At 72.3% G+C, this 24302-nt stretch carries 25 protein-coding genes; 7 read left to right on the top strand and 18 right to left on the bottom strand.

Going from position 1 to position 24302, the window contains the following annotated elements; all coding sequences use genetic code 11:
- Nucleotides 1-32 precede the first annotated feature (32 nt).
- Nucleotides 33-707 carry a potassium channel family protein gene (locus ACZ4WQ_RS21590; RefSeq protein ID WP_311723742.1) on the top strand — a complete coding sequence of 225 codons (675 nt, stop codon included), beginning with the start codon at nt 33-35 and terminating at the stop codon, nt 705-707.
- Between the two features lie 85 nt (nt 708-792).
- Here the strand turns inward: ACZ4WQ_RS21590 and ACZ4WQ_RS21585 are convergent, their stop codons facing one another.
- The 8 genes from ACZ4WQ_RS21585 to ACZ4WQ_RS21550 form a co-directional block, all read right to left on the bottom strand.
- Nucleotides 793-1614, bottom strand: coding sequence for a DUF3159 domain-containing protein (locus ACZ4WQ_RS21585; protein WP_385346203.1), 822 nt, complete (start codon nt 1612-1614; stop codon nt 793-795).
- 3 nt (nt 1615-1617) lie between these two features.
- Complete coding sequence (locus tag ACZ4WQ_RS21580) at nt 1618-2028, bottom strand: OB-fold nucleic acid binding domain-containing protein (RefSeq protein ID WP_311723744.1); 411 nt, start codon at nt 2026-2028, stop codon at nt 1618-1620.
- Between the two features lie 107 nt (nt 2029-2135).
- A complete protein-coding gene (locus ACZ4WQ_RS21575; RefSeq protein ID WP_311723745.1) occupies nt 2136-2819 on the bottom strand; it encodes a response regulator in 684 nt (227 codons plus the stop codon).
- Between the two features lie 43 nt (nt 2820-2862).
- Nucleotides 2863-5439 (bottom strand): sensor histidine kinase KdpD, encoded by a 2577-nt coding sequence (locus tag ACZ4WQ_RS21570; protein ID WP_311723746.1) that lies wholly within the window; start codon nt 5437-5439, stop codon nt 2863-2865.
- Nucleotides 5440-5739: 300 nt separating this feature from the next.
- Nucleotides 5740-6657 carry a hypothetical protein gene (locus ACZ4WQ_RS21565; RefSeq protein ID WP_398373693.1) on the bottom strand — a complete coding sequence of 306 codons (918 nt, stop codon included), beginning with the start codon at nt 6655-6657 and terminating at the stop codon, nt 5740-5742.
- Between the two features lie 283 nt (nt 6658-6940).
- The gene (locus tag ACZ4WQ_RS21560; protein WP_311723748.1) at nt 6941-7720 is read right to left on the bottom strand and encodes a DUF3710 domain-containing protein; all 780 of its coding nucleotides are present in this window, start codon (nt 7718-7720) and stop codon (nt 6941-6943) included.
- 1 nt (nt 7721) lies between these two features.
- Entirely contained in the window at nt 7722-8249 is a 528-nt protein-coding gene (gene dut / locus ACZ4WQ_RS21555) for a dUTP diphosphatase (protein WP_311723749.1), read from the bottom strand.
- 55 nt (nt 8250-8304) lie between these two features.
- Nucleotides 8305-8883 carry a PaaI family thioesterase gene (locus tag ACZ4WQ_RS21550; RefSeq protein ID WP_311723750.1) on the bottom strand — a complete coding sequence of 193 codons (579 nt, stop codon included), beginning with the start codon at nt 8881-8883 and terminating at the stop codon, nt 8305-8307.
- 59 nt (nt 8884-8942) lie between these two features.
- Between ACZ4WQ_RS21550 and ACZ4WQ_RS21545 the strand changes: the two genes are divergently transcribed.
- Nucleotides 8943-9389: a DUF3093 domain-containing protein gene (locus ACZ4WQ_RS21545; protein ID WP_311723751.1), complete on the top strand. Its 447-nt coding sequence runs from the start codon at nt 8943-8945 to the stop codon at nt 9387-9389.
- A 9-nt stretch (nt 9390-9398) separates the two neighbouring features.
- Here ACZ4WQ_RS21545 and ACZ4WQ_RS21540 read toward each other — a convergent pair whose 3' ends face one another.
- The 4 genes from ACZ4WQ_RS21540 to ACZ4WQ_RS21525 all read right to left on the bottom strand — a co-directional run bounded on the left by ACZ4WQ_RS21540 (nt 9399) and on the right by ACZ4WQ_RS21525 (nt 12753).
- Nucleotides 9399-10106, bottom strand: coding sequence for a hypothetical protein (locus ACZ4WQ_RS21540; protein ID WP_398373692.1), 708 nt, complete (start codon nt 10104-10106; stop codon nt 9399-9401).
- A 13-nt stretch (nt 10107-10119) separates the two neighbouring features.
- Nucleotides 10120-10422 carry a DUF4193 domain-containing protein gene (locus tag ACZ4WQ_RS21535; protein ID WP_009714537.1) on the bottom strand — a complete coding sequence of 101 codons (303 nt, stop codon included), beginning with the start codon at nt 10420-10422 and terminating at the stop codon, nt 10120-10122.
- 429 nt (nt 10423-10851) lie between these two features.
- The gene (locus ACZ4WQ_RS21530) at nt 10852-12093 is read right to left on the bottom strand and encodes a sensor histidine kinase (protein ID WP_311723753.1); all 1242 of its coding nucleotides are present in this window, start codon (nt 12091-12093) and stop codon (nt 10852-10854) included.
- A 6-nt stretch (nt 12094-12099) separates the two neighbouring features.
- Entirely contained in the window at nt 12100-12753 is a 654-nt protein-coding gene (locus ACZ4WQ_RS21525) for a response regulator transcription factor (protein WP_311723754.1), read from the bottom strand.
- A 305-nt stretch (nt 12754-13058) separates the two neighbouring features.
- On the opposite strand from ACZ4WQ_RS21525, the gene ACZ4WQ_RS21520 reads away from it, so the two are divergent.
- Entirely contained in the window at nt 13059-13229 is a 171-nt protein-coding gene (locus ACZ4WQ_RS21520) for a hypothetical protein (protein ID WP_170066589.1), read from the top strand.
- A 122-nt stretch (nt 13230-13351) separates the two neighbouring features.
- Here the strand turns inward: ACZ4WQ_RS21520 and ACZ4WQ_RS21515 are convergent, their stop codons facing one another.
- Nucleotides 13352-14173, bottom strand: a complete 822-nt coding sequence (locus ACZ4WQ_RS21515; protein ID WP_398373691.1) for an inositol monophosphatase family protein — start codon at nt 14171-14173, stop codon at nt 13352-13354.
- An 88-nt stretch (nt 14174-14261) separates the two neighbouring features.
- Nucleotides 14262-15416: a ferrochelatase gene (locus ACZ4WQ_RS21510; RefSeq protein WP_398373690.1), complete on the bottom strand. Its 1155-nt coding sequence runs from the start codon at nt 15414-15416 to the stop codon at nt 14262-14264.
- 156 nt (nt 15417-15572) lie between these two features.
- Between ACZ4WQ_RS21510 and ACZ4WQ_RS21505 the strand changes: the two genes are divergently transcribed.
- The 3 genes from ACZ4WQ_RS21505 to sepH all read left to right on the top strand — a co-directional run bounded on the left by ACZ4WQ_RS21505 (nt 15573) and on the right by sepH (nt 19659).
- Nucleotides 15573-16838, top strand: a complete 1266-nt coding sequence (locus ACZ4WQ_RS21505; RefSeq protein WP_398373689.1) for an MFS transporter — start codon at nt 15573-15575, stop codon at nt 16836-16838.
- Nucleotides 16783-18117 carry a D-arabinono-1,4-lactone oxidase gene (locus tag ACZ4WQ_RS21500; RefSeq protein WP_468022340.1) on the top strand — a complete coding sequence of 445 codons (1335 nt, stop codon included), beginning with the start codon at nt 16783-16785 and terminating at the stop codon, nt 18115-18117. The genes ACZ4WQ_RS21505 and ACZ4WQ_RS21500 overlap by 56 nt, the downstream gene beginning before the upstream one ends.
- A 459-nt stretch (nt 18118-18576) precedes the next feature.
- On the top strand, nt 18577-19659 hold the full coding sequence (gene sepH, locus ACZ4WQ_RS21495; RefSeq protein ID WP_385346220.1) for a septation protein SepH: 1083 nt from the start codon (nt 18577-18579) through the stop codon (nt 19657-19659).
- 75 nt (nt 19660-19734) lie between these two features.
- On the opposite strand, the gene ACZ4WQ_RS21490 is transcribed toward sepH, so the two are convergent.
- The gene (locus ACZ4WQ_RS21490) at nt 19735-20571 is read right to left on the bottom strand and encodes a sulfurtransferase (RefSeq protein WP_398373687.1); all 837 of its coding nucleotides are present in this window, start codon (nt 20569-20571) and stop codon (nt 19735-19737) included.
- A gap of 279 nt (nt 20572-20850) precedes the next feature.
- Between ACZ4WQ_RS21490 and ACZ4WQ_RS21485 the strand changes: the two genes are divergently transcribed.
- Nucleotides 20851-21660: a VOC family protein gene (locus tag ACZ4WQ_RS21485; protein ID WP_385342019.1), complete on the top strand. Its 810-nt coding sequence runs from the start codon at nt 20851-20853 to the stop codon at nt 21658-21660.
- Between the two features lie 7 nt (nt 21661-21667).
- Here ACZ4WQ_RS21485 and ACZ4WQ_RS21480 read toward each other — a convergent pair whose 3' ends face one another.
- The 3 genes from ACZ4WQ_RS21480 to ACZ4WQ_RS21470 form a co-directional block, all read right to left on the bottom strand.
- Nucleotides 21668-22381 (bottom strand): thymidine kinase, encoded by a 714-nt coding sequence (locus ACZ4WQ_RS21480; protein WP_311723763.1) that lies wholly within the window; start codon nt 22379-22381, stop codon nt 21668-21670.
- Between the two features lie 64 nt (nt 22382-22445).
- Complete coding sequence (locus tag ACZ4WQ_RS21475) at nt 22446-23678, bottom strand: alkaline phosphatase family protein (RefSeq protein ID WP_311723765.1); 1233 nt, start codon at nt 23676-23678, stop codon at nt 22446-22448.
- Nucleotides 23678-24274: a DUF5998 family protein gene (locus tag ACZ4WQ_RS21470; RefSeq protein ID WP_311723766.1), complete on the bottom strand. Its 597-nt coding sequence runs from the start codon at nt 24272-24274 to the stop codon at nt 23678-23680. Before ACZ4WQ_RS21470 ends, ACZ4WQ_RS21475 begins: the two co-directional genes overlap by 1 nt.
- Nucleotides 24275-24302: the final 28 nt, after the last annotated feature.

The following is a 24302-nucleotide window of genomic DNA, read 5'->3' as shown; positions in this document are numbered from 1 at the left end:
CGCTGGCGCGGCGGGGCGAACGAGGAGGCGCTGTGAGAGTCGCGATTGCCGGGGCGGGCGCCGTGGGGCGCTCCATCGCGGGCGAACTGCTGGAGAACGGGCACGAGGTGCTGCTCATCGACAAGGCGCCGACCGCCATCTCGGTGGAGCGGGTGCCGCAGGCCGAGTGGCTGCTGGCCGACGCCTGCGAGATCACCTCACTGGACGAGGCCGCGCTGCAGCGCTGCAACGTGGTGATCGCGGCGACCGGTGACGACAAGGTCAACCTGGTCGTCTCGCTGCTCGCGAAGACCGAGTACGGGGTGCCGCGGGTGGTCGCCCGGGTCAACAACCCCAAGAACGAGTGGCTGTTCAACGAGGCGTGGGGCGTCGATGTCGCGGTTTCCACGCCGCGGCTGATGTCGGCGCTGGTCGAGGAGGCGGTGAGCGTCGGCGACCTGGTCCGGCTGCTGCGCTTCAGCCACGGCGACGCCAACCTGGTGGAGCTGACGCTGCCGCCGGAGGCGGCGCTGGCCGGCACCCGGGTCGGGGACGTGGAGTGGCCGGAGGACACCTCGCTGGTCACCATCATCCGGGGCACGCGCGTGCTGACCCCGAGCAAGGACGACGTCCTGGAGGCGGGCGACGAGCTTCTCTTCGTCGCGGCCCAGGCCCGCGAGGAGCAGTTGGAGGAGCTCCTGTCCGTCCAGCGCGCGGACGCGTCCTAGCCACCACCGCACCCCCGTACACAACGAAAGCGCCGGGCGGCCGATTACGGGCCGCCCGGCGCTTTCGTGTGACGTGTCGGGGCGCTCAGGCGCGCGGCGGGTGGCGCCGGTCCGCGGATTCCTGCCGGGCCTCGTCGACGATCTGGTCGGCCCACTCCGCCAGCAGCGGGTCGGCGGCCTTCTCCGCCTCGGCCTTCACCCGCTCCCGCTCCTGCTCGGCCTTCTCCTCCGCCTCCATCTCCGCGATGACGTCGATCGGCGGCGGGGCCTTGGCCAGGAATATCCACGTCAGATAGACGGCCAGCAGGAACGGCGGAATGCCGAGCGCGACCTTGACCCAGCCGAGCTGGGTGGCGTCGCCCCACCAGTACAGCGGGAAGAGGATCGCCGACTTGGCGAGCAGGATGAGACCCCAGGCCCAGGTGGACTTGGTGTACGCGCGGAACCGGCCGGGGTTGCGGGTGCGCCAGGAGAGGTTCTCCCGGAGCATCGGCCCGAGCAGCACGCCGATCAGCGGATAGCGGAAGATCGCCGAGAGGACGTAGGCGACCGCCAGCCCCAGGGTGTAGAGCATGCCCGGCAGATAGAAGTTCTTCGCGTCGCCGGACATCATCGCGAAGATCGCGCCGAAGGCGACCCCGAAGACCCCGCTGAAGGCGTGCTTGAGGGTCTCCTTGCGGATCAGCCGGGCGAGCGCGAGAAGCACCGTGAGCCCCAGCGACGCCAGGGCCGCCAGGTGGATGTCGCGCTTGATCGTGTAGAGCAGTACGAAGACCAGTCCGGGAACGGTGGTGTCCACCATGCCCCGCACCCCGCCGAACGCTTCCAGAAGCGCGGTGTCCGCCGCCGCTCTGCTCTGCGCGGCGGACCGCTTTTCGGCCTCGGTCGGCTCGTCGTCTCTCGTCACCGGCTACTCCTGTCCGAGCGGTCGGAGTTCGTACTTGGGGTTGAACAGCACCCGGCGGCCGTGGCTCATGGAGATCCGGCCGGTGGCGATCAGTCTGCGGCCGGGCTCGATCCCGAGGATGGAGCGGCGGCCCAGCCACACCACGTCCAGGGCGGCGGTCCCGTCGAAGAGCTCCGCCTCCAGCGCGGGCACCCCGGCCCGCGGCCGCAGTGTGACGGTGCGCAGTGTACCGGCCACCTTGACTATCTGCCGGTCACCGCAATCGCCGATCTTGGTGCATCCGGCGGCCTCCGCGTCCTGCTGAAGCTCCGCGGAGTGAAGCTCCTCCTGGGAAGTCGAAAGCCGGTCCAGCATCCGCCGGAAGCGGCCGACCGGCTTGTCTGACTTGCCGGGTGGCTGGTCTGGGACACTCATACGGCCAGCGTACCGGGGCGCTCTCACAGGGTCGCCGCCCAACCGGCGCGCACGGCCCGAACCGGCGCTCACGGCGCGGACGGGCGCTCACGGCGCGGGACGGGCGCTCATGGCTCGAAGCGGTAGCCCATGCCCGGCTCGGTGACGAAGTGGCGCGGGTGCGAGGGGTCGGCCTCCAGCTTGCGGCGCAGCTGGGCCATATAGACCCGCAGATAGTTGGTCTCGGTGCCGTACGACGGGCCCCAGACCTCCTGAAGCAGCTGCTTCTGACTGACCAGCCGGCCCGTGTTGCGGATCAGGACCTCCAGCAGATGCCATTCGGTGGGCGTCAGCCGGACGTCCGCGCCGCCGCGGTTGACCTTCTTGGCGGCCAGGTCGACCGTGAACCCCTCGGTCGCCACCACCGCGGCGTCCCCGCCCGCCCCGGCGGGCTCGGCGCGGCGCACGGCGGCGCGCAGCCGGGCCAGGAGCTCGTCCATGCCGAAGGGCTTGGTGACATAGTCGTCGGCCCCGGCGTCGAGCGCCTCGACCTTCTCGTCCGAGGTCTGGCGGGCCGAGAGGACGAGGATCGGCACCCGGGTCCAGCCGCGCAGCCCCTTGATCACCTCGACGCCGTCCATGTCGGGCAGGCCCAGGTCGAGCACGATCACGTCGGGGTGGCGGGTGGCGGCGAGCCGGAGGGCGGTGGCGCCGTCCGAGGCGGAGTCGACCTCGTACTTGCGCGCCTTCAGGTTGATCACGAGGGCGCGCACGATCTGCGGCTCGTCGTCCACCACGAGCACCCGGTTCATCTGACGGCCTGCCTTTCGCTCCGCTGTGGTCGATTGTGGCTGATCACGAGGTGACCTGGGCGGGCAGCCCGGAGCCGACCGGCGCCCGGCCGGCGGCGGCCAGGGTGAGCACCATCGTCATCCCGCCGCCCGGGGTGTCCTCGGCGGCCAGCCGGCCGCCCATCGCCTCCACGAAGCCGCGGGCGACCGCGAGCCCGAGGCCGACCCCCGCGCCGCGCGGGGCGTCGCCGTACCGCTGGAAGGGCTCGAAGATCCGGTCCTTGGCGCTGTCGGGGACGCCGGGGCCGCGGTCGGCGACGCGCAGCTCGACGCGGTCGCCGAGGGCGCTCGCGGACACCAGGACGGGCCGGCCGGCCGGGCTGTACTTCACGGCGTTCTCCACGATGTTGGCGACGCTGCGCTCCAGCAGGCCGGGGTCGACCGCGACCATCGGCAGCTCCTCGGGGATGTCGAGGCTGACGCCGCTCTCCGGGACGCCGACCAGGGCCATCGGCACCACCTCGTCGAGGTCGATCTCGCGGATCAGCGGTGTGACGGTGCCGGTCTGGAGCCGGGACATGTCGAGGAGGTTCCCGACCAGGTGGTCGAGGCGGTCGGCGCCCTCCTCGATGCCCTCCAGCAGCTCGGCCTCGTCCTCGGGCGACCAGGCGACGTCGTCGGAGCGCAGCGAGGACACGGCCGCCTTGATGGCCGCCAGGGGGGTGCGCAGATCGTGGCTGACGGCGGCCAGCAGCGCGGTGCGTATGCGGTTGCCCTCGGCGAGCTCCCGGGCCCGCTCGGCCTCGAGGGCCAGCCGCTGCCGGTCCAGGACCACGGCGGCCTGGGCGGCGAAGGCGGCGAGCACCCGGCGGTCGGCGGCGGGCAGCACCCGGCCGGAGAGCGCGAGCGCCATGTGGTCGCCGACCGGCATGTCGACGTCCGCGTCCTCGGGCCGCTCGGGCGGCGGCGCTCCCCCGCCGCCGCCGACGCTGCCCGCGCAGGTCCAGGGGTCGACGTCGCTCTCCCGCTCCAGCAGCGCCACGGAGTCCATGGAGAAGGTCTCGCGGACCCGCTCCAGCAGCGCCGTAAGGCTCGTCTCGCCGCGCAGCACGCTTCCCGCGAGGAAGGACAGCACCTCGGATTCGGCGCGCAGCCGGGCGGCCTGGTGGGTGCGGCGCGCGGCGAGGTCGACGACGGAGGCCACACAGACGGCCACGGCGACGAAGACCGCGATGGCGAAGATGTTCTGGGGGTCGGCGATGGTCAGGGTGTGGGTGGGCGGGGTGAAGTAGTAGTTGAGCAGCAGCGAGCCCACGGCCGCCGAGCCGAGGGCGGGCAGCAGCCCGCCGAGCAGCGCCGCCACCACGGTGAGGAACAGGAACAGCAGCACCTCGTTGGCGAAGCCCGGTCCGCTGTCGGAGGCGAGCGCGCCGCCCACGTGGGTGAGCAGCACGGTGAGCAGGACCGGCCCGGCCACCGCCACCAGCCAGCCCGCGATCAGCCGGGTGCGGCTGAGCCGGGCGCCGCGCGCGACCGGCAGGCCGCGGCCCTTGGCGACCTCCTCGTGGGTGACGATGTGCACGTCGAGGTCGGGCCCGGAGTCACGGGCGACGGTGGCGCCCACGCCCGGCCCGAAGATGTACTGCCAGGTCTTGCGGCGGCTGGAGCCGAGGACTATCTGGGTGGCGTTGACCCCGCGCGCGAAGTCCAGCAGCGCGCTGGGGATGTCCTCCCCGATGACATGGTGGAAGGTGCCGCCCAGGTCCTCCACGAGGGTGCGCTGGATCGCGAGCTCCTTGGGCGAGACGGAAGTCAGGCCGAGGCCGTCGCTGCGGGCGACGTAGACGGCCAGCACCTCGCTGCCCGAGCCCTTGGCCGCCATCCGGGCGGCGCGGCGGATGAGGGTGCGCCCCTCGGGGCCGCCGGTGAGGCCGACGACGATGCGCTCGCGGGCCTGCCAGGTGGAGCGGATGCTGTGCTCGGAGCGGTACTGCTGGAGGTACTCGTCGACCCGGTCCGCCGTCCACAGCAGGGCCAGCTCGCGCAGCGCGGTGAGGTTGCCGGGCCGGAAGTAGTTGGACAGCGCAGCGTCGACCTTGTCGGGCTGGTAGATGTTGCCGTGCGCCATCCGGCGGCGCAGCGCCTGGGGCGACATGTCGACCAGCTCGATCTGGTCGGCGCGGCGGACGACCTCGTCGGGCACGGTCTCCCGCTGCCGCACGCCCGTGATCGACTCCACCACGTCGCCCAGCGACTCCAGGTGCTGGATGTTGAGGTTGGAAACAACATCAATGCCTGCCCGCAGCAGCTCCTCGACGTCCTGCCAGCGCTTGGCGTTCCGGGAGCCGGGGACGTTGGTGTGGGCGAGTTCGTCGACGAGGGCGACGGCGGGGCGGCGGGCCAGGACCGCGTCCACGTCCATCTCGGTGAACAGGGCCTCGCGGTACTCCATCTTCCGGCGGGACACTTCTTCGAGACCGCGCAGCATCACCTGGGTGCGGGGGCGGCCGTGATGCTCGACGAAGCCGACGACGAGGTCGGTGCCGCGCTCGGCCCGCCGGTGCCCCTCGGACAGCATGGCGTACGTCTTGCCGACGCCCGGCGCCGCGCCGAGATAGATCCGAAGCTTGCCGCGTCTCATGGCCCCATTTTCCCCGTCGGGCGTTACCCCTGGTTGCGCGGGTTTCCCGTGGTGCGGGTACTCCCGGTCGTACGAGCGTCAGCGCTTGACGACTCTTGGGGATTCTCAACGATAACGAACCTCCCTTCCGACCACTTTTGATCGCTATTGATGCCTCCCTGACGACCATGACCGCACTATTGACGCCTTCTTTACGCACGTTCTTTACGCACGCATGAAAAGGCCGGTGGGCCGCACTCCGAGGGAGGGAGTGCGGCCCACCGGCGCCCGCTGGCGTCAGGCTCTGCCGACGACCTGGAATCAGCCGGAGGCCAGCGAGCAGCCCGCCAGGGCGTCGAGACCAGAGGGGGCGGTCGCGCCCTGGCGGGAGATCGAGATGCGGATGCGGTCGATGGTCGAGGCTCGCTTGTCCTTCAGCGGGCCGAGGATCGCGTTCTGGACGAAGTTCGGGCCGCCCTGGCCCACCGTCGAGGCCAGCCGCTTGTTGGCCTCGTCGATCTGCGTCTGGAGCAGCGTCAGGTTGCGGTCCACCTCCGCCTGCGAGGCCGCGGGCACCGCGCCGACCTTCGACGCGACGTCCGGGCAGCTGATCGCCTGCCCGGTCCCCGAGCCGGCCCCGGCGTCCGAGCCCGCGCCGTCCTCCGCCCCGGAGCCCGGATCCGTGGGCTCGGCCGTGGCCGGGGCGGACGCCGGCGGCTCCGCCGCGCCGGAGCCCGCGTCGCCGCCGGCGCCCGCGTCGCCGCCCGCGCCCGCGTCGCCGCCCGCGCCCGCGTCGCCGCCCGCGCCCAGGGCGCACTCGGAGAGCGCGTCCAGCCCCTGGGGCTTCTCGGCATGGCGGCCGATGGAGATCGCGATGCGGTCCAGGGTGGACTTCCGCTTGTCCGCCAGCGGGCCGAGGATCGCGTTCTGGACGAAGTTCGGGCCGCCCTGCCCCACCGTTGAGGCCAGCCGCTTGTTGGCCTCGTCGATCTGCGTCTGCAACAGCGCCAGGTTGCGGTCCACCTCCGCCTGGGCCTGGGCGGGGATCTCGGGAAGGGAGCCCGTCACGTCGGGGCAGCTGATGGAGGACGCCGCTTTGGTGCTCGCGTTGTTGCTCGCTCCCGAGCCGTCCTGCCCGGCCATGGCGGCTCCCACGGCGACAGCCGCGCAGGTAACACCGCCGATGGCACCGACAACTATGACGCGCCGACGGTGCAGTAACGGAAGGCCACGGGACATCTGATCACCTCGTGAGGTCACAAACAGCAACGGTCTACTGGTCGCGCCCCGTCCTGCCCCTGCTCCGGGTCGCGCAAGGTCTCGCGCCCATCAGTACGGGCGGGGTGACGGCTGTGTTCAATGTGTCCCGAGAGAAACCCGAGAAAAAATCCGAGAAAAACCCCGAGAAAAAACCGCTGCGAGGAAAAGCGCAGGTCACCCGGGCAAGCCGAGGGGCCCGGGAGCCTGGCTCCCGGGCCCCTCGGGCTCGGACTGACTGGCGACGGCCGCGCGCGGCGGGCGCTCAGCGCACCTCGCTGATCTCCGGACCGCGCTGGAGCCGGTCGGCGCCGCCCGCGAACCGCGAGCCCTGCGCCTCCTCCTGCTGCACCCCGTCCGGCACCATCTGCGCGTCGTCCGGCAGCTTGAGGACGATCGGATCGCGCGGGGCCATCGGGCCCTCGCCGCGCACCACGACCGTGTCCCGGAAGATCGCCTCCAGCAGGCTGCCGGTCTCGGGCTGCACCGCGCCCTGCCCGGAGATCACCCCGCGCAGGAACCAGCGCGGCCCGTCCACCCCGACGAAGCGGACGACCTGCACGCCGTTCTTGCCGTCGGGCAGCTGCACCGGCACCTGGGCGCGCAGCTCCCAGCCCAGCGGACCCTCGACCTCGTCGACGACCCCGCCCTGCTGGGTGATGCCGGTGGCGATCTCGTCGCGCACCTCGCCCCAGATGCCTTCCTTCTTGGGCGCTGCGAACCCCTGGAGCTGGACGGCGCTGTCCCGCAGCACCACCGTCGCGGCGACGATCGCGTCGCCCGCGACCTCCACCCGCAGCTCCATGCCCTCGACCCCGGGCACGAACAGGCCGCCCAGATCCACCCGGCCCTCACCGGGCTCACGTACCTCGGATACGTCCCACGGCCCTTCGGGGCGCGGCGCCGGGGGCAGGCTCACCCTCTCGGCGACGGCGTCCTCTCCGGGATCCGCGGCGTCCTCCGCATCCTCGGCCAACTCCTCGGAGGCCACGTCGAGCGACTCGACGTCCTCGTCCTTGCTGCGCTTGCGGCGACGTCCGAACACGTCATCGTCCTTCCCGGTCGGAACCGACCGAAGCGTACCTATTCCCACCCGATGCCCTACCCGTTGAACCGTCCACGGCGGCATGACCGCCGGTGGACCCGAAGCCCCCGTCGGCCCGCGCCGAACCGGGAAGCTCCGCCACCTCGTGGAAGCGCACCTTCTCGACCTGCTGGACGATCAGTTGGGCGACCCGGTCGAGGCGCTCGAACCGCACGCTCTCGCGGGGGTCCAGGTTGACCACGATCACCTTGATTTCTCCACGGTACCCGGCATCGATGGTCCCGGGCGCATTCACCATGGCGACCCCACAGCGGGCGGCGAGTCCGGACCTCGGATGCACGAAGGCGGCATACCCGTCCGGGAGCGCGATAGACACTCCGGTCGGCAGTACGGCGCGCTCACCGGGGGCGAGCTCGACCGCCTCCGTGGTGACGAGGTCGGCACCGGCATCGCCGGGGTGGGCATACGCGGGGATCGGCACCTCGGGGTCCACCCTGCGGATCAACACGTCTACGGGCGTCACACTCATGCCTTCACCTTCGCCTTTGTTCCCTTCGCCGGCAGCTTCTCCGACCACGGCGCGCTCATGGATTCACCTCGAACGCGCGCGCGAGCTTCACCTGGTCCGGATCGGCGAGCGCCGCGTCGATCTCAGCCGGCCGGCCGTTCTTGAGGAAGTGGTCGACCTTGACCTCTATGAAGACCGCGGCGGCGCGCACCGCGACCGGGCCGTCCGGGCCGCCGATCCGGCCCGTGGCCTCGGAGTAGATCTTGCGTCCGTGCACCGCGGTCACCCGCGCTTCCAGATGCAGCACGGTGCCCACGGGCACCGGCCGGAGGAAGTCCGTCTCCAGCCGCCCGGTCACCGCGATCACCCGCTGGAGCCAGCTGAGCGAGCCGAGCGTCTCGTCCAGCGCCGAGGTCAGCACCCCGCCGTGGGCGAGGCCCGGCGCTCCCTGGTGGATGGGGTCCACGGTGAACTCGGCCGTGACGCTCACTCCGTCCCCCGCCCGGATCTCAAGGCGCAGACCGTGCTCCTGGCCGCAGCCGAAACACCCCTCGTAGTGCCCGCCGAGCACGTCTCCGGGCGCCGGGGCGTCGGGGTGCCTGACGGGTGCCCTGGAGCCGTCAGGCGGGTTCAGCGCGGTCCTTGTTCCACTCACAACGGCTGACCTTACCCGCGCGGGAAGCGCCGGTCGGCGGCCATGCCAAGCTTGAGCCCATGCAGCCTTACGAAGAACGCCTGACCGCACCCCGTTCATGGTGGTTCATCGCATTTCTGATCGGGGTGGCGACGGCACTGATCATGCTCCCCTTCGGGACGCTGCCCATGCTCGGCGGACTGATCGGCGGGGCGGCGGCCTCCGCCGTCGTGGTGAGTTCCTACGGTTCGGTGCGGGTCCGGGTGGTGGCGGGCTCGCTGGTCGCGGGCGACGCCAAGATCCCGGTGTCGGCGCTGGGCACGGCCGAGACGCTGGACCGCGACGAGGCGGTCGCCTGGCGCACCTACAAGGCCGATCCGCGGGCGTTCATGCTGCTGCGCAGCTACATCCCGACCGCGCTGCGGGTGGAGGTCACCGACCCGCAGGACCCGACGCCGTACGTCTACGTCTCGACCCGCGACCCCGAGGGCCTGTCCGCCGCGCTCTCGGCCGTACGGGCCCAGTAGCCGCGCGGGCTACGCCTCCAGCGGCGGGAGCGCGATCCAGGGCACCTGCCGACCGCGCAGATCCTTGCGGATCTTCCGGGCGAGCTTCTTGGTGTCGCGCCGGTTCATCGCGGCGCCCACGGTGGCGCCGATCATGAAGGGCGCGAGGTTCGGCAGATTGCGGAAGCTGCGCTTGAGGACCTGCTGGCGCAGCTCACGCTTCATCTGAACGCCGAGCGCGGCGTTCACACTGGCCGGGACGGCGGCGTCGACGCCGCGCTCCTCGGCCCAGGACCCGAGGTACGCGATAGCGCGCTGCCGGACGGTGCCGGGCGCGCGCACCCCGTAGACCTCATGGAGCTCGGCGATGAGCTTGATCTCTATCGAGGCGACGCCGATGATCTCGGCGGCCAGCTCGGTGGGCATGGCGGGCGGGGCCGGCAGCATCGCCGCGGCGCCGACGCCCGCGCCCACGGTGGAGGTGCCGTTAGCCGCACCGGCCACCAGTTTGTCCGCGATCTCCTCCGGGCCGAGCCCGGGGAACTGCTTGCGCAGCGCGGCCAGGTCGCGGACCGGGATGCGTGGAGCGTTCGCGACGATCCGGTCGGCGACCGCGTAGACCCCCGCTCTTGCGCGCTCGCCTCCCTTCCGGGCACCTTGGCCGATGGCGGCCGCGAGCGAGGCCAGCCGGCCTCGCTCGACGTGCGCTCCGGTCACGTCACCATGCTCCGCGTCCACGCCTGACCCGCGGCTACGCCGCGCAGTCGCGGCAGATCGGCTGGCCGTTCTTGGTCTCGGCGGCCAGCTGGCTGCGGTGGTGCACAAGGAAGCAGCTCATGCAGGTGAACTCGTCGGCCTGGCGGGGCAGCACCCGCACGGACAGCTCCTCATTGGAGAGGTCCGCGCCGGGCAGCTCCAAGCCCTCGGCCTGCTCGAACTCATCCACGTCGACAGTCGACGCGGACTTGTCGTTACGCCGGGCCTTCAGCTCCTCAATGCTGTCCTCGTTGACGTCGTCGTCGGTCTTGCGTGGGGTGTCGTAATCCGTTGCCATGTCGCTCTCCCCCTCTGGGTGTCTGCGGTGTCTCCAGCGCACGTAACGCGTGAGAGGCCGGACTTGTGCCCGACCCGAGGCGGAGATTTTGCCTCACATCAAGGTCTGTTACTCAATCGACACCCAACCGCACCCCTGAAGAGGTGATCGGCTTGGATGGCGATCGGGACCGTACACGGTCCGAAAGTCGCATCCACATGCGCCCTCACGTGTACTTCCCGTGATCACGACCTCGGGAAACCCGGACTTTCCCGGCTTTCCACCGGTCGCGACGATCACACAGAGTATATGGCTTGAAATTCGCCCATGTGATCGATCACACAGGATACAGGCGGGGGTCGGATCGCCAAAATTCCTCCCAAAGCGAACGCGCTCACGGCGATGTCCAGGACCTTCTCCGGCGCGGGCTCCGCTGCGGGATCCGCCGCCTCAGAGCGGGAGCACCACGCGCATGACCAAGCCTCCGCCGTCCCGCGGCTCGGCGGTGATCCGCCCGCCGTGGGCCCGGGCCACCGAGCGGGCGATCGACAGACCGAGCCCGACGCCCTTGTCGCTGCCCGTGCGCTCGGTGCGCAGCCTGCGGAACGGCTCGAAGATGTTGTCCAGCTCGTAGGCCGGGACCACCGGCCCGGTGTTCGCCACGACCAGCACCGCCTGCCCCGTCCCCTCCTGGACCTCGGTGGTCACCTCCACCCAGCCGTCCTCGGGGACGTTGTACCGCACCGCGTTCTGGATGAGGTTCAGCGCGATCCGCTCCAGCAGCACGCCGTTGCCCTGGACGACGGCGGGGTCGCGCACCCCCCGTACCTCCACGCCCTTGTCCTGCGCCTCCGTACGGACCTGCTCCAGCGCCTGGGAGGCGACCTCGGCGAGGTCCACGCGCTTGCGGTCGACGATCTCGTTGTCGCTGCGGGCGAGCAGCAGCAACCCCTCCACCAGCTGCTCGCTGCGCTCGTTGGTGGCCAGCAGCGTCTTGCCGAGCTGGGACAGATCGGGGGACGCCTGCGGGTCGGAGAGCTGCACCTCCAGCAGGGTGCGGTTGATCGCCAGCGGGGTGCGCAACTCATGCGAGGCGTTGGCCACGAACCGCTGCTGGGCGGTGAACGCGCGGTCCAGGCGCTCCAGCATCTCGTCGAAGGTGTCGGCCAGCTCCTTCAGCTCGTCGTCCGGGCCGTCCAGCTTGATCCGCCGGGACAGGTCCGAGCCCGCCACCTGGCGCGCGGTGCGGGTGATCCGGCCCAGCGGCGAGAGCACCCGGCCGGCCATGGCGTAGCCGAAGGCGAAGGCCAGCACGGCCAGGCCCAGCAGCACCAGCAGCGACCGGCGCAGCAGGGCGTCGAGGGCGAGGGCGCGCTGGTGGTTCATGCACTGGGCCACCGCCTGGTTGAACAGCGTGGTGCTGCTGTTGCTCGGCAGCTCACAGCTGGGGTCGGTGAGGCTGTAGTCCATCTTGACGATCTGGAAGGGAAGCTTGCTGCTCCCCTGGAGAACGTCCGCCGCCAGCAGATAGATGATCGTCAGCAGCACCACGCCGGCGATCAGGAACATCCCGCCGTACAGCAGGGTGAGACGTATCCGGATCGTGGGGCGCAGCCAGGGCCGCGGGCTCGACGGCCGCGGGTCCCAGCTGGGCTTGGGTGGTGCGGTGGGCGGAAGCGGGGTCGTGGCCATGCCCGGTCAGATCCGGTAGCCGGAGCCGGGCACGGTGACGATCACCGCGGGCTCGCCGAGCTTGCGGCGCAGCGTCATGACGGTGACCCGGACCACGTTGGTGAACGGGTCGGTGTTCTCGTCCCACGCCTTCTCCAGCAGCTGCTCGGCGGAGACGACGGCGCCCTCGCTGCGCATCAGCACCTCGAGCACCGCGAACTCCTTGGGGGCCAGCTGGACCTCCCGGCCGTCCCGGAAGACCTCGCGACGGTTGGGGTCCAGCTTGATCCCGGCGCGCTCCAGGACGGGCGGCAGGGCGACGGTGGTGCGGCGGCCGAGCGCCCGCACCCGGGCGATCAGCTCGCTGAAGGCGAAGGGCTTGGGCAGATAGTCGTCGGCGCCGATCTCCAGGCCCTCGACGCGGTCGCTGACATCGCCGGAGGCGGTGAGCATCAGCACGCGGGTGGGCATGCCGAGCTCGACGAGCTTGCGGCACACATCGTCGCCGTGGACCAGCGGCAGGTCCCGGTCAAGGACGACCACGTCGTAGTCGTTGACCGAAATCCGTTCCAGGGCGGCGGCCCCGTCGTACACGACGTCGACGGCCATGGCCTCCCGGCGCAGTCCGGTGGCCACCGCATCGGCGAGCAGCTGCTCGTCCTCGACGACGAGTACACGCACGGTCGTCAGTCCTTCCCTTGGGCCCCATGGGCGCGATCCGGCCGGACTCGATCGGCGCCCGGCGCCTCCATCCTGCCTCGAAGGCTCATAAACCGGCGGTAAGGGGGATCCGGAAGGGACTGCTCAAGATTCTTTTTCGGCAGAGGTTTCCGCTCGCGGAGCGATGGGGAGGACGACTGCACACCCGCGATCACGCCCTGTATGTGGCATCCCACAAGCATCTGTGCCATCAGCAGGGACCACGCACGTGATCGTCCCGCCGTCGGCACACCCCCGTGCCACCGACCCACGACGAGGGGGCGCACATGGACGCGTTCACCGCAGGGATTCTGCAGCGTATAGAGACCACCAAGTCCGACCTCACCCGCGCCCGTGAGACGGGCGACGACTTCCTCGCCGACGTCGAGCTGTCGGAGCTTGAAGACCTCCGCCGACTCGCCGCCGAACATGGCGTGGAGGTCGGTGCGATCGCCTGACGGCGGTCCTCCGGCACCCACGTCACCGACCCCGCGGCGCCCCGGCTGCCCTTGTGGCACCGGGGCGCCGTGCTGTCCCTCGACGGGGCCCTCAAGCGGTCGGCGCCCGGTCGGGGCGCTCGTCAGTCGTGCCAGGCGCCCAGGTCCTCCAGGAGCCGCTGGAGCGGCTCGAAGAGGCCGGGGGGTGCGGCGATGGTGAGCTCGCCGGACGCCAGGACGCCCGGGCGGCCTCCGGTCAGCGCGCCCGCCTCGCGGGCTATCAGCTCGCCGGCCCCGTAGTCCCAGGGGTTCAGCCCGCGCTCGTAGTACGCGTCGAGCCGGCCGCAGGCCACATCGCACAGGTCGATCGCGGCCGATCCGCCGCGCCGGATGTCGCGCACCTTCGGCACCAGCGCGCGGACGACCTCGGCCTGGCCGACGCGCCGCTCGGTGAGGTAGCCGAAGCCGGTGCCCACGAGCGCCTGGTCGAGCACGGGCGCGGGGCGGCAGTGGATCCGCTCCCGGCTCCCCTGTCCCTCGTGCGCCACGACGTACGCGCCGCCGCCGAGGACCGCCTGGTACGTCTCGCGGCGCATCGGCGCCGTCACCACGCCCACGACCGTCTCGCCGCCCCACTCGGCGGCGATGCTCACCGCCCAGGCCGGCAGGCCGTAGAGGTAGTTGACCGTGCCGTCGAGCGGGTCGATCACCCAGCGCACCCCGCTGCTGCCCTCGGTGCTCGCGCCCTCCTCCCCCAGCAGGCCGTCGTCGGGGCGGCGCTCGGCGAGGAAGTCCGTGATCAGCTTCTCGGCGGCCAGGTCCATCTCGGTGACCACGTCGATGGGGCTGCTCTTCGTGGCGGCCACGCCGAGGTCGGCCGGGCGGCCGTCGCGCAGCAGCTCTCCCGCCCGGTGGGCGGCCTCCAGGGCGACGTCGAGCAGTTCGGTCGTGAGGGAGTCGGTCATCGTGCTCCTAGTGCTCCTTGAGGCGTGCAGGCAGGCGTGCGGGCGGGCGTGGTGGCCGGGCTTCCCGGGCCGGGGCGGTGGCGCGCGCTCAGTCCGTGCCCGCGGCGGCGGGCCGCGGCGCCCGGGCCGGGCAGCAGCCCGCCGGGCAGAGGTCGTGGCTCGGGCCGAGCGCGCCCAGCGCGCAGCGCTGCGGCGCGGCGGCCTCCCGGCCGGCGGCGAAGCGCTCGGTGGCCGCGCGCTCCAGCACCAGCTCGCGCACCGCGGCCGCGAAGCGCGGGTCCGCGCCCACGGTCGAGGCGCGCGCGACCGGCAGCCCCAGCTCCTCGGCCTTGGCCGCCGCCTCCGTGTCGAGGTCGTACTTGACCTCCATGTGGTCCGAGACGAAGCCGATCGGGACCATCACGGCGGCGGGGGCGCCCGCGCCGTGCACCTCCTCCAGGTGGTCGCAGATGTCCGGCTCCAGCCAGGGGATGTGCGGGGCGCCGCTGCGCGACTGGTAGACCAGGCGCCAGGGGTGCTCCACGCCGGTCTCCTCGCGCACCGCGTCCGCGATCAGCCGGGCCACGTCGAGGTGCTGGGCGACATACGCGCCACCGTCCCCGTGGTCCCGCGGCGGGCCGGAGGTGTCGGCGGCGGCGGTCGGGATGGAGTGTGTGGTGAAGGCGAGGTGGGCTCCGGCGCGCACCGCCTCGGGCAGCCCGGCGAGCGCGGCGAGCGTCGCGTCGATCATGGGACGGACGAAGCCGGGGTGGTTGAAGTAGTGCCGCAGCTTGTCGACGCGCGGCGGCTCGAGGCCCTCCGCCTCCAGCGCGGCGAGCGCGTCGGCGAGGTTCTCGCGGTACTGGCGGCAGCCGGAGTACGAGGCGTACGCGCTGGTGGCCAGCACGAGGACGCGGCGGTGGCCGTCGGCGACCACCTCGCGCAGGGTGTCGGTCAGATAGGGCGCCCAGTTGCGATTGCCCCAGTAGACGGGCAGCTCGAGGCCGTGCTCCGCGAAGTCCTTGCGCAGCGCCTGGAGCAGCTCGCGGTTCTGCGCGTTGATCGGGCTGACCCCGCCGAAGAGGAAGTAGTGCCGGCCCACTTCCTTCAGTCGCTCGCGGGGGATGCCGCGCCCGCGCGTCACGTTCTCCAGGAACGGCACCACGTCTTCCGGACCCTCGGGACCGCCGAAGGAGAGCAACAACAGGGCGTCGTACGGGGCGGAGGACCGAGCGTGGGATGGCTGGGCTGACTGATCCGGCATGTTCCCGATCCTGCCACCCGGCACTGACGGGCGGGAAATGCACCTGCGCCGCCCTGTGGATGCCCGTAACCTGTGTCGGCGTCTACGTTCCTTACCGCTCAGCCGCATACCTGCTCATCGCCGTGCCCACGACCTGCCCACCCGCGGAGCCACCCCTTGCCCAGTCCCGGCCCTTATCGCGCGATCTTCGCCGCCCCCGGCACCAAGGGGTTCGCCGCCGCAGGGTTCCCCGGCCGGCTGATGATCTCGATGGAATCCATCGGCGTGGTCACCATGATCTCCGAGCTCACCGGCCGGTACGGCCTGGCGGGCGCGGTGGCGGCCACGCTCGCGATCTCCTCGGCGTTGCTGGGCCCCCAGGTCTCCCGGCTGGTGGACCGGCACGGCCAGCGCCGGGTGCTGCGGCCGGCCGCACTCGTCGCGCTCACCGCCCTCGCCGGGCTGCTGCTGAGCGCGCATCTGCGCTGGCCGGACTGGACGCTGTTCGCGTTCGCCGCGGCGGCCGGGTGCGTGCCGAGCCTCGGGGCGATGGTGCGGGCCCGCTGGGCGGCGCTCTACCGAGACGTGCCGCGGAAGCTGCACGCCGCGTACGCCTTCGAGTCCGTCGTCGACGAGGTCTGCTTCATCGTCGGCCCGATCCTGTCCGTCGGGCTGTCCACCGCCTGGTTCCCGGAGGCGGGCCCCCTGCTGGCCGGCTGCTTCCTGGCGATCGGGGTGGTGGCGCTGACCGCACAGCGCGCCACCGAGCCGGTGCCGCATCCCCGCGAGCACCACACCGGCGGCGCGGCGCTGCGCTCGGCCGGGCTGCTCGTGCTGGTGACCACCTTCGCGGCCGTCGGCGCGCTCTTCGGGGCGATCGACGTGGTGACGGTGGCCTTCGCCGAGGAGCAGGGCCACAAGGCCGCGGCGAGCGTGGTGCTCGCCATCTACGCGGCGGGGTCCTGCCTGGCGGGCGCGGTCTTCGGGCTGCTGCGCCTCACCGGCTCGGCGCCCCGTAGGTGGCTGCTGGGTGTCTGTGCGATCGCCGTGAGTATGATCCCCCTCCAACTGGTCGGGAACCTTTCGTTTCTGGCCGTGGCGCTCTTCGTCGCGGGCCTGGCCGTCGCACCGACGATGGTCACCACCATGGCCCTGGTCGAACAGCACGTGCCACGCGCACGACTGACCGAGGGCATGACCTGGGTGAGCACCGGGCTCTCGGTCGGAGTGGCGCTCGGCTCGTCGACCGCCGGCTGGGTGGTCGACGCCTCCGGGGCGCGCGCGGGGTACGCGGTGTCGGCCGTGGCCGGGGCGTTCGCGGCGGCGGTGGCGTTCCTCGGGTACCGCCGGCTGCGGTCGGCGCCACAGCGGGAGGGGTCGGGTGCGGATGGCCGTAAGAACCGTAAGGACCATGAGGGCCAGCCGGAACGGCGTGTGGCGTAACTGGGCGGGGAATGTGATCGCCCGGCCCGCGCGCAGCATCGCCCCCTCGTCCACCGCGGAGCTGGCCGAGGTGGTGCGCCGGGCGGCCGAGGAGGGCCTGCGGGTGAAGCCGGTGGGCACCGGGCACTCCTTCACGGCCGTGGCCGCCACGGACGGGCTGCTGATACGTCCCGAGCGGCTGGCCGGGGTCCGGGAGATCGACCGGGAGGCGGGGACGGTGACCGTCGCGGCCGGCACCCCGCTGTGGCAGCTCAACCAGACCCTGTCGGCGCACGGCCTGTCGCTGACCAATATGGGCGACATCATGGAGCAGACGGTGTCGGGGGCCACCGCCACCGGCACGCATGGCACCGGCCGGTCAAGCGCGTCGATCGCCGCCCAGATCAGGGGCCTGGAGCTGGTGACGGCGGACGGCTCGGTGCTGCGCTGCTCGGACCGGGAGAACCCGGAGATCTTCTCCGCCGCCCGGATCGGGCTCGGGGCGCTGGGCGTGGTCAGCGCGATCACCTTCGCGGTGGAGCCGGAGTTCCTGCTCACCGCACGCGAGGAACCCATGCCCTTCGACCGGGTCATGGCGGATTTCGACCAACTTGTCGCCGAGAACGAGCACTTCGAGTTCTACTGGTTTCCGCACACCGGAAACTGCAACACCAAGCGCAACAACCGCGCCGATGGGCCCGCCGCTCCGCTGGGCCGGGTGAGCGGCTGGGTCGACGACGAACTGCTCTCCAACGGCATCTTCCAGGTGGCCTGTTCCGTGGGGCGGGCGGTGCCCGCCACCATCCCCGGCATCGCCAAGATCTCCAGCCGGGCGCTGTCGGCCCGCACGTACACGGACATCCCTTACAAAGTCTTCACCAGTCCGCGCCGGGTCCGCTTCGTGGAGATGGAGTACGCGGTGGAGCGCGAGGCCGCGGTCACGGCGCTGCGCGAGCTCAAGGCGACCGTGGAGCGCTCGGGCCTCAGGGTCGGCTTCCCGGTGGAGGTGCGCACCGCGCCCGCCGACGACATCCCGCTGTCCACCGCCTCCGGCCGGGAGACCGCCTACATCGCGGTGCATCTGTACCGGGGCACCCCGCACCGGGAGTACTTCACCGCCGCCGAGCAGATCATGACCGCGCACGGCGGGCGCCCGCACTGGGGCAAGCTGCACAGCCGCGATGCCGCGTATCTGGCCGAGGTCTACCCGCGCTTCGGAGAGTTCACGGCCGTCCGCGACCGGCTCGATCCGGAGCGGCGGTTCGGCAACGACTATCTGCGGCGGGTGCTGGGCGACTGACGCATCCGCACATTCGTTCCCGCACATGAAGGGAAGCGAGCAAAAACGAAGTAGATCGTTCCGTTTCTGTCGATCATGTGAAACTTGCCACCCACTTCACGGGCGACACCGCCCGATTCCCGGTCCGCGGGCCCCGCGCGGCGAGAACTCGGCTGGCGCGCCGCTCCACCTGAGCGGCCCGAATGGAGTACTGTGACGATCCTTGGCCCCGCTTTCCCGTCCGGCCGCCCGGACCCAACGGGAGGGGTCGGACGGCGGCAACTCAACCGGCGGCGCCGCGACATGACATGGGGATCGCTGCCCCGAGCGACGGCGCCGTCGCTTTGGGCTGCAAACAGGTCACCGTGCCATAACGGCGGATCGGGGTGCAGGCCCGACACGCCGGGCAACTCGGCAAAGTTGTGGCAGGCTGCACCCGGGCAGGCCACACTCGTCTAGCGGGAGAGCAGCGACGCAACCGTGACGTCGGCAGGCACCACCCGGGAGGTCCCCATGCCCGAACTGCGTGTCGTGGCCGTCAGCAACGACGGCACACGGCTGGTGCTCAAGGCTGCGGACAGCACGGAGTACACACTTCCCATCGACGAGCGACTGCGCGCTGCCGTGCGCAACGACCGCGCTCGGCTCGGCCAGATCGAGATCGAGGTCGAGAGCCATCTGCGGCCGCGTGACATCCAGGCCCGTATACGCGCCGGCGCCTCGGCCGAAGAGGTCGCGCAGATGGCGGGCATCCCCGTCGACCGCGTGCGCCGCTTCGAGGGACCGGTGCTCGCGGAGCGCGCCTTCATGGCCGAGCGCGCCCGCAAGACCCCCGTGCGCCGCCCCGGCGAGAACGCCGGGCCCCAGCTCGGCGAGGCGGTCGCGGAGCGGCTGCTGCTGCGCGGCGCCGAGAAGGACACCGCGCAGTGGGACTCCTGGCGGCGTGACGACGGCACCTGGGAGGTGCTGCTGGTCTACCGCGTGGCCGGGGAGCCGCACTCGGCCAGCTGGACCTACGACCCGCCCCGGCGGCTGGTGCAGGCCGTCGACGACGAGGCCCGGGCGCTGATCGGCGAGGCCGACGACACCCCGGAGCCGAGCTTCCCCTTCGTGCCGCGGATCGCCCGGCTGCCGCGTGACCGCGACCGGGACCGGGACCGGCTGGGCGCGCCCGAGCGCGGTGACGGCGATGCCGAGTCCGCGTCGGCGTCCGCCTCGGTGGACGACGGGCTCGGCGGGGAGCGGGACTCGCTCACCAGCCTGCTGGAAGCCGTGCCCAACTTCCGCGGCGACATGATCGTGCCGGAGCCGCCGGGCGTCTCCTCCCCGCCGGACGAGCCGGCCGAGGAGCCGGAGGCCGTCGAGCCGCCGGCCCCGGCGGCGAGCGCCGGCTCGGCGTACGCGGACGTCCTGATGCCGCGTTCGGTCGCCGGGCACCGCGACCGGCTGACCGGCACCACGGACCGTCAGGCGGAGGCGGACGGCGTGCGTCCGGGCCGCCGGGCGGCGGTGCCGAGCTGGGACGAGATCGTCTTCGGCACCCGCCGCAAGAAGCAGGACTAGCGGCAACAGCAGCCGCACCGGGCCCCGCCGTCGCTCCGACGGCGGGGCCCGGTCGCGTTGGCCCGGTGTGGGACCTCAGCCGCGGTCGGGGCCGGTGGCCACCGGGCGGGCCGGGTCGGCCGACCATTCGCTCCAGGAGCCGACGTACAGGGCGGCCGGGACGCCCGCGACCGCCAGGGCCAGCACCTGGTGCGCGGCCGAGACGCCCGAGCCGCAGTAGACCCCCACCTCGGTGCCCTCGGCGGCGCCGAGTTCGCCGAAGCGCTCGGCCAGCCGCTCGGCCGGCAGGAACCGGCCCTCGGGGGTGACGTTCTCCATCGTCGGCGCCGAGACCGCCCCGGGGATGTGCCCGGCCACGGGGTCGATCGGCTCCACCTCGCCCCGGTACCGCTCGCCCGCCCGCGCGTCCAGCAGCACCCCGCGCCGGGCCAGCGCCGCCGCGCCGTCCGCGTCCAGCAGCGGCAGGGCGCCGGGGCGCGGCTCGAAGTCGCCCTCGGGCGGGGCGGTCACCTCGGTGCTCAGCGGGCCGCCCTGCTCGGTCCAGGCCGCCAGGCCGCCGTCGAGGACGCGTACGGACGGGTGGCCCGCCCAGCGCAGCAGCCACCAGGCGCGCGCCGCGGCCCACCCCTGTCCGCCGTCGTACGCCACCACGCGCCGGTCCGCGCGGACTCCGGCCCGGCGCATCGCGGCGGCGAAGACGGACAGATCGGGCAGCGGGTGGCGGCCGGCCGCGCCCGCGGGGCCCGCGAGTTCGGCCTCGAGGTCGACGTAGACCGCGCCGGGGAGGTGCCCGGCCTCGTACGCCGGGCGGCCGGGCGGGCCGCCCAGCTGGTAGCGGACGTCCAGGAGGAGCGGCGGCTGCTCTCCCGCCAACTCATCCATGAGATCGGATGCGGTGATGATGGCATTCATGGGAACCATCCTTGCGTAGATGTGACTGCGACTATTGGCCCACTCGATCACCCGCCGTACAGCTGACGGACCCCCCGCGACCATGGCTCGGAAACGGATGCCCGGCCCGAAAGCGGGCATTGTCCTGGCGGGAGCCGCGAATTGCGGCGCGGCCAGGGCCCGTGTCACGACAGGTGGTGCAAATATCTGTCGGGCGCGACCACCCCCACCACCGCCCCGCACACCAGCGGGCGGGCCGAAGCCGTACGGACACCACAATGGTCCGAGGAGAGAGTGAAGATGACCGAGGCAGCGACCCGGCGCACACCGGGCACGCCCTGTTGGACGAGCCTGATGGTGCACAGCCTGGCCGCGACGCAGGACTTCTACCACGCCTTGTTCGGTTGGGAGTTCACCCCGGGGCCACGGCACCTGGGCCCGTATGTACGCGCGCGGATCGGCGACCGGCTGGTCGCCGGGCTGGGCGAGCTGCCTCCGGAGCGCCACCTCCCGGTCGCCTGGACGACGTATCTGGCCTCCGACGACGTCGACGAGACGGCGGAGCTGATCCGCGCGTGCGGCGGCACCGTGGCGGTGGGCCCGCTGGACGCGGACGACGCGGGCCGGATGGCTCTCGCGGCCGATCCGGAGGGCGCGGCCTTCGGCGTGTGGCAGGAGCGCGAGGGCCTGGGCACCGAGGAGATCGGGGTGCCGGGCTCCCCGGTCTGGCATGAGCTGATGACCCGTGAGTCCTCGGCCGTCGGCAAGTTCTACGACATGGTCTTCGGCTGCGACAGCGAGCCCTCTCCCCGTCGGTCCGACGGCCCCGGCACGGCCCCCGGATCCGAATCCGGATCCGATGTGCGGACCCTGCGGGTGGCGGGGCGGCCGGTGGCCGCGATCCACGGCCTGGGCGGCGCGCTCCCGCGCGACCGGGGCCCGCACTGGCGGACCCACTTCGCGGTGACGGACGTGGACAAGGCGGTGCGCCAGGTGGCCGAGCTGGGCGGCTATGTGGTCCTCCCGCCACAGGACGGCGCGAGGGGCCGTACGGCCACCGTCACGGACCCGGAGGGGGCGGCCTTCACCCTGGTCGGAACGGACGGCTGACGGACGGCTAGGAGGCGGTCCAGGGCGTTTCGCCGGTGTCGCCGGACGCGGGGGCGGGGATCGGGGCCGGGGACGTCGGGTCGACGGGGAGGACGTCGGGCGACAGCGCGGCGGCGCGGGCGGCGGCGGCCGTCATGCGGCGGCTGTGGTGGCGCCGGCACAGCACCTCGTAACCCACCTCGGTCCCGGGCTGGTTGACGTCGCCGACGACCACCTGGGCGCCCTCGACGACCATCTCGCCGCCGACGGTCCGGGCGTTGTGCGTGGCGCGGGCCCCGCACCAGCACAACGCCTCGACCTGGAGCACCTCGATCCGGTCCGCGAGTTCGACCAGGCGCTGCGAGCCGGGGAAGAGCTTGCTGCGGAAATCGGTGGTGATGCCGAAGGCGAAGACGTCGAGCCCGAGGTCGTCCACGACCCGGGCGAGCTGGTCGATCTGGGGCGGGGCGAGGAACTGCGCCTCGTCCACGATCACATAGTCGGCGCGGCCCCCGGCCGTGAGCGTCCCGACGACATGGGCGTAGAAGTCCAGGTCGTCACCCGCCTCGACGGCCTCGGTGACCAGCCCGAGCCGCGAGGAGAGCTTGCCCCGGCCCGCCCGGTCGTCCCGGGTGTAGATCATGCCCTGGAGCCCGCGCGTCGAGCGGTTGTGCTCGATCTGGAGAGCGAGGGTGCTCTTTCCGCAGTCCATGGTTCCGGAGAAGAACACCAGCTCGGGCATGGGAGTGGTGAGGCCTTTCGTACGGGAGGGGCGGGCAGGCGAGCGGGGCGGGCGGAGGAACGGCTCAGGAGCGTACTTCGAGGAGCGGGACGAGCTGCTCGACGGGGGTCATCGAGCCGTGCAGCCCCACCATCGCCGACTCCTTCGGCTCGGTCCGCGAGGCGACGATCGCGACGTCCGCGCTGGCCGCGGCCACCACATCGCCGATCCGCCGGTACACCCGCTCGTCCACGCCGCCGCCGACGCCAGCGTCGTCAGGCCGCCCGAACCAGCCCGCCTCGATGGCCTCGTCGCGGCTCGCCACCCACATCCGGTCGCCGAGCACCTCGCGCCACACGGCCAGCACATCGCCCGCGGCGCCGGGGACCGCGTACACATGGCGGGCGCGGCCCTCGCCGCCCAGCAGGGCGACGCCGGCCCGCAGCTCCCAGTCCTCGTCGAAGTCGATCCGGGACTCCGGGTCGAAGGGGATGTCGATCATGCCGTGGTCGGCGGTGACATAGAGGGCGGCGCGGGGCGGCAGCTGCTCGGCGAGGCGCTGGACGAGCCCGTCCACATAGCGCAGCTGGGCGCGCCACTCGTCGGAGTCGACGCCGAAGCGGTGCCCCTTGCCGTCGACTTCGCTGTAGTACGTGTACACCAGCGAGCGGTCGCCCGCGGCCAGCTGCTCGGCCGCGAGATCCATGCGCTCCTCGCCGGTCAGCCGGCCGTGGAAGGTGCCGCCGCTCAGCGCGACCTTGGTGAGCGGGGTCTCGGCGAAGGTCGGCGCGGACACCTGGCAGGTGTGCACGCCTGCGGCGTCGGCCAGTTGGAAGACGGTGGGGTACGGCTGCCAGGCGTGCGGGTCCGTCCACGGCTGCCAGCGCAGCTGGTTCATCAGCCCGCCGGTGGCGGGGTCGGCCACCGTGTAGCCGGGCAGGCCGTGGGCGCCGGGCGGCAGGCCCGTGCCGACGGAGGCCAGCGAGGTCGCGGTGGTGGAGGGGAAGCCCGCCGTGATGGGCTCGCCGGTGCCGCCCAGCGAGCCGGCCAGCAGCGAGGTCAGAAACGGCGCCTCGGCGGGGTGGGCGCGCAGCAGCTCCCAGCCGAGGCCGTCGACCAGGAAGACGCAGACGCGGTCGGCGGGCGCGAGGGCGAGGCCCGAGGCAAGGCCCGGGACCCCCTGGCCCGCGGCGACGGCGGGCAGCAGATCGGCGAGCGAGCCCGTGCCGTAGCGGGGCGCGGGGGCGGAGCGCGGGTCGAGCGGCTCGGGCTCATGCCATGGGGAGGCAGTGGTGGAGCCCGCGGTGAAGTCGGACATCAGCGGCCGGCGTCCGGCGTGTCCACGGTGGCTTCGGAGAGCGACTGGGCAAAAGCGAGGGTCTGACGGACGCTGTCGGGGCCGTCGCCCGCCTCGCTGACCCGCAGGCTGAGGTCGTCGGCGGTGGAGGAGCCGGTGTAGCCGTGGTCGGCCTCGCAGTTGGGGTCGCCGCAGGCGGCGGGCTCGAGGTCGAGACGGTTGACGGCGCCCCAGCCGATGGTGAGGACCACCTCGCGGGGCAGCGTGCCGGGGGTGTACGACTCGGGGTTGGCCACGACCCGGCTGAGCACCACCGAGGAGATCCGCTGGAGCTTCACCGACTCGGTGGAGGTGGTCGCGTACGGCGACGGGGAGGTGCCGTCGGCGGCCTGCTCGTCGGTGTGGCTGACGATGAAGCGGGTGCCGGTCAGGACGAGGACCGTGACATGGCGGCGGACCTCGTTGGAGTCGAAGGTGGTCTCCTGGTGGACCAGATACGAGACGACGGGCTCACCGCCCACAGCGGCCTCCACCGCCTCGGCAACGAGTGCCGGGTAATAGCCACTGCGCTCGATCGCCGCGCGCAGCCCCTTGGTCGTCGTACCGGTCTTCGCCATGTGCCCATCCTACGGGCCCGCGCCGACA

This window comes from Streptomyces sp. NPDC028305, from assembly GCF_055569495.1.
This window is presented reverse-complemented; position numbering and strand designations above follow the sequence as displayed.

Bases quoted from the DNA above. Each gene is read 5' to 3' on its own strand.
- ACZ4WQ_RS21580 (WP_311723744.1), bottom strand. From the start codon at position 2,028: ATGAGTGTCCCAGACCAGCCACCCGGCAAGTCAGACAAGCCGGTCGGC.
- ACZ4WQ_RS21575 (WP_311723745.1), bottom strand. From the start codon at position 2,819: ATGAACCGGGTGCTCGTGGTGGACGACGAGCCGCAGATCGTGCGCGCC.
- ACZ4WQ_RS21570 (WP_311723746.1), bottom strand. From the start codon at position 5,439: ATGAGACGCGGCAAGCTTCGGATCTATCTCGGCGCGGCGCCGGGCGTC.
- ACZ4WQ_RS21565 (WP_398373693.1), bottom strand. From the start codon at position 6,657: ATGTCCCGTGGCCTTCCGTTACTGCACCGTCGGCGCGTCATAGTTGTC.
- dut (WP_311723749.1), bottom strand. From the start codon at position 8,249: ATGAGTGTGACGCCCGTAGACGTGTTGATCCGCAGGGTGGACCCCGAG.
- ACZ4WQ_RS21545 (WP_311723751.1), top strand. From the start codon at position 8,943: ATGCAGCCTTACGAAGAACGCCTGACCGCACCCCGTTCATGGTGGTTC.
- ACZ4WQ_RS21535 (WP_009714537.1), bottom strand. From the start codon at position 10,422: ATGGCAACGGATTACGACACCCCACGCAAGACCGACGACGACGTCAAC.
- ACZ4WQ_RS21530 (WP_311723753.1), bottom strand. From the start codon at position 12,093: ATGGCCACGACCCCGCTTCCGCCCACCGCACCACCCAAGCCCAGCTGG.
- ACZ4WQ_RS21520 (WP_170066589.1), top strand. From the start codon at position 13,059: ATGGACGCGTTCACCGCAGGGATTCTGCAGCGTATAGAGACCACCAAG.
- ACZ4WQ_RS21515 (WP_398373691.1), bottom strand. From the start codon at position 14,173: ATGACCGACTCCCTCACGACCGAACTGCTCGACGTCGCCCTGGAGGCC.
- ACZ4WQ_RS21510 (WP_398373690.1), bottom strand. From the start codon at position 15,416: ATGCCGGATCAGTCAGCCCAGCCATCCCACGCTCGGTCCTCCGCCCCG.
- ACZ4WQ_RS21500 (WP_468022340.1), top strand. From the start codon at position 16,783: ATGGCCGTAAGAACCGTAAGGACCATGAGGGCCAGCCGGAACGGCGTG.
- ACZ4WQ_RS21490 (WP_398373687.1), bottom strand. From the start codon at position 20,571: ATGAATGCCATCATCACCGCATCCGATCTCATGGATGAGTTGGCGGGA.
- ACZ4WQ_RS21485 (WP_385342019.1), top strand. From the start codon at position 20,851: ATGACCGAGGCAGCGACCCGGCGCACACCGGGCACGCCCTGTTGGACG.
- ACZ4WQ_RS21480 (WP_311723763.1), bottom strand. From the start codon at position 22,381: ATGCCCGAGCTGGTGTTCTTCTCCGGAACCATGGACTGCGGAAAGAGC.
- ACZ4WQ_RS21475 (WP_311723765.1), bottom strand. From the start codon at position 23,678: ATGTCCGACTTCACCGCGGGCTCCACCACTGCCTCCCCATGGCATGAG.
- ACZ4WQ_RS21470 (WP_311723766.1), bottom strand. From the start codon at position 24,274: ATGGCGAAGACCGGTACGACGACCAAGGGGCTGCGCGCGGCGATCGAG.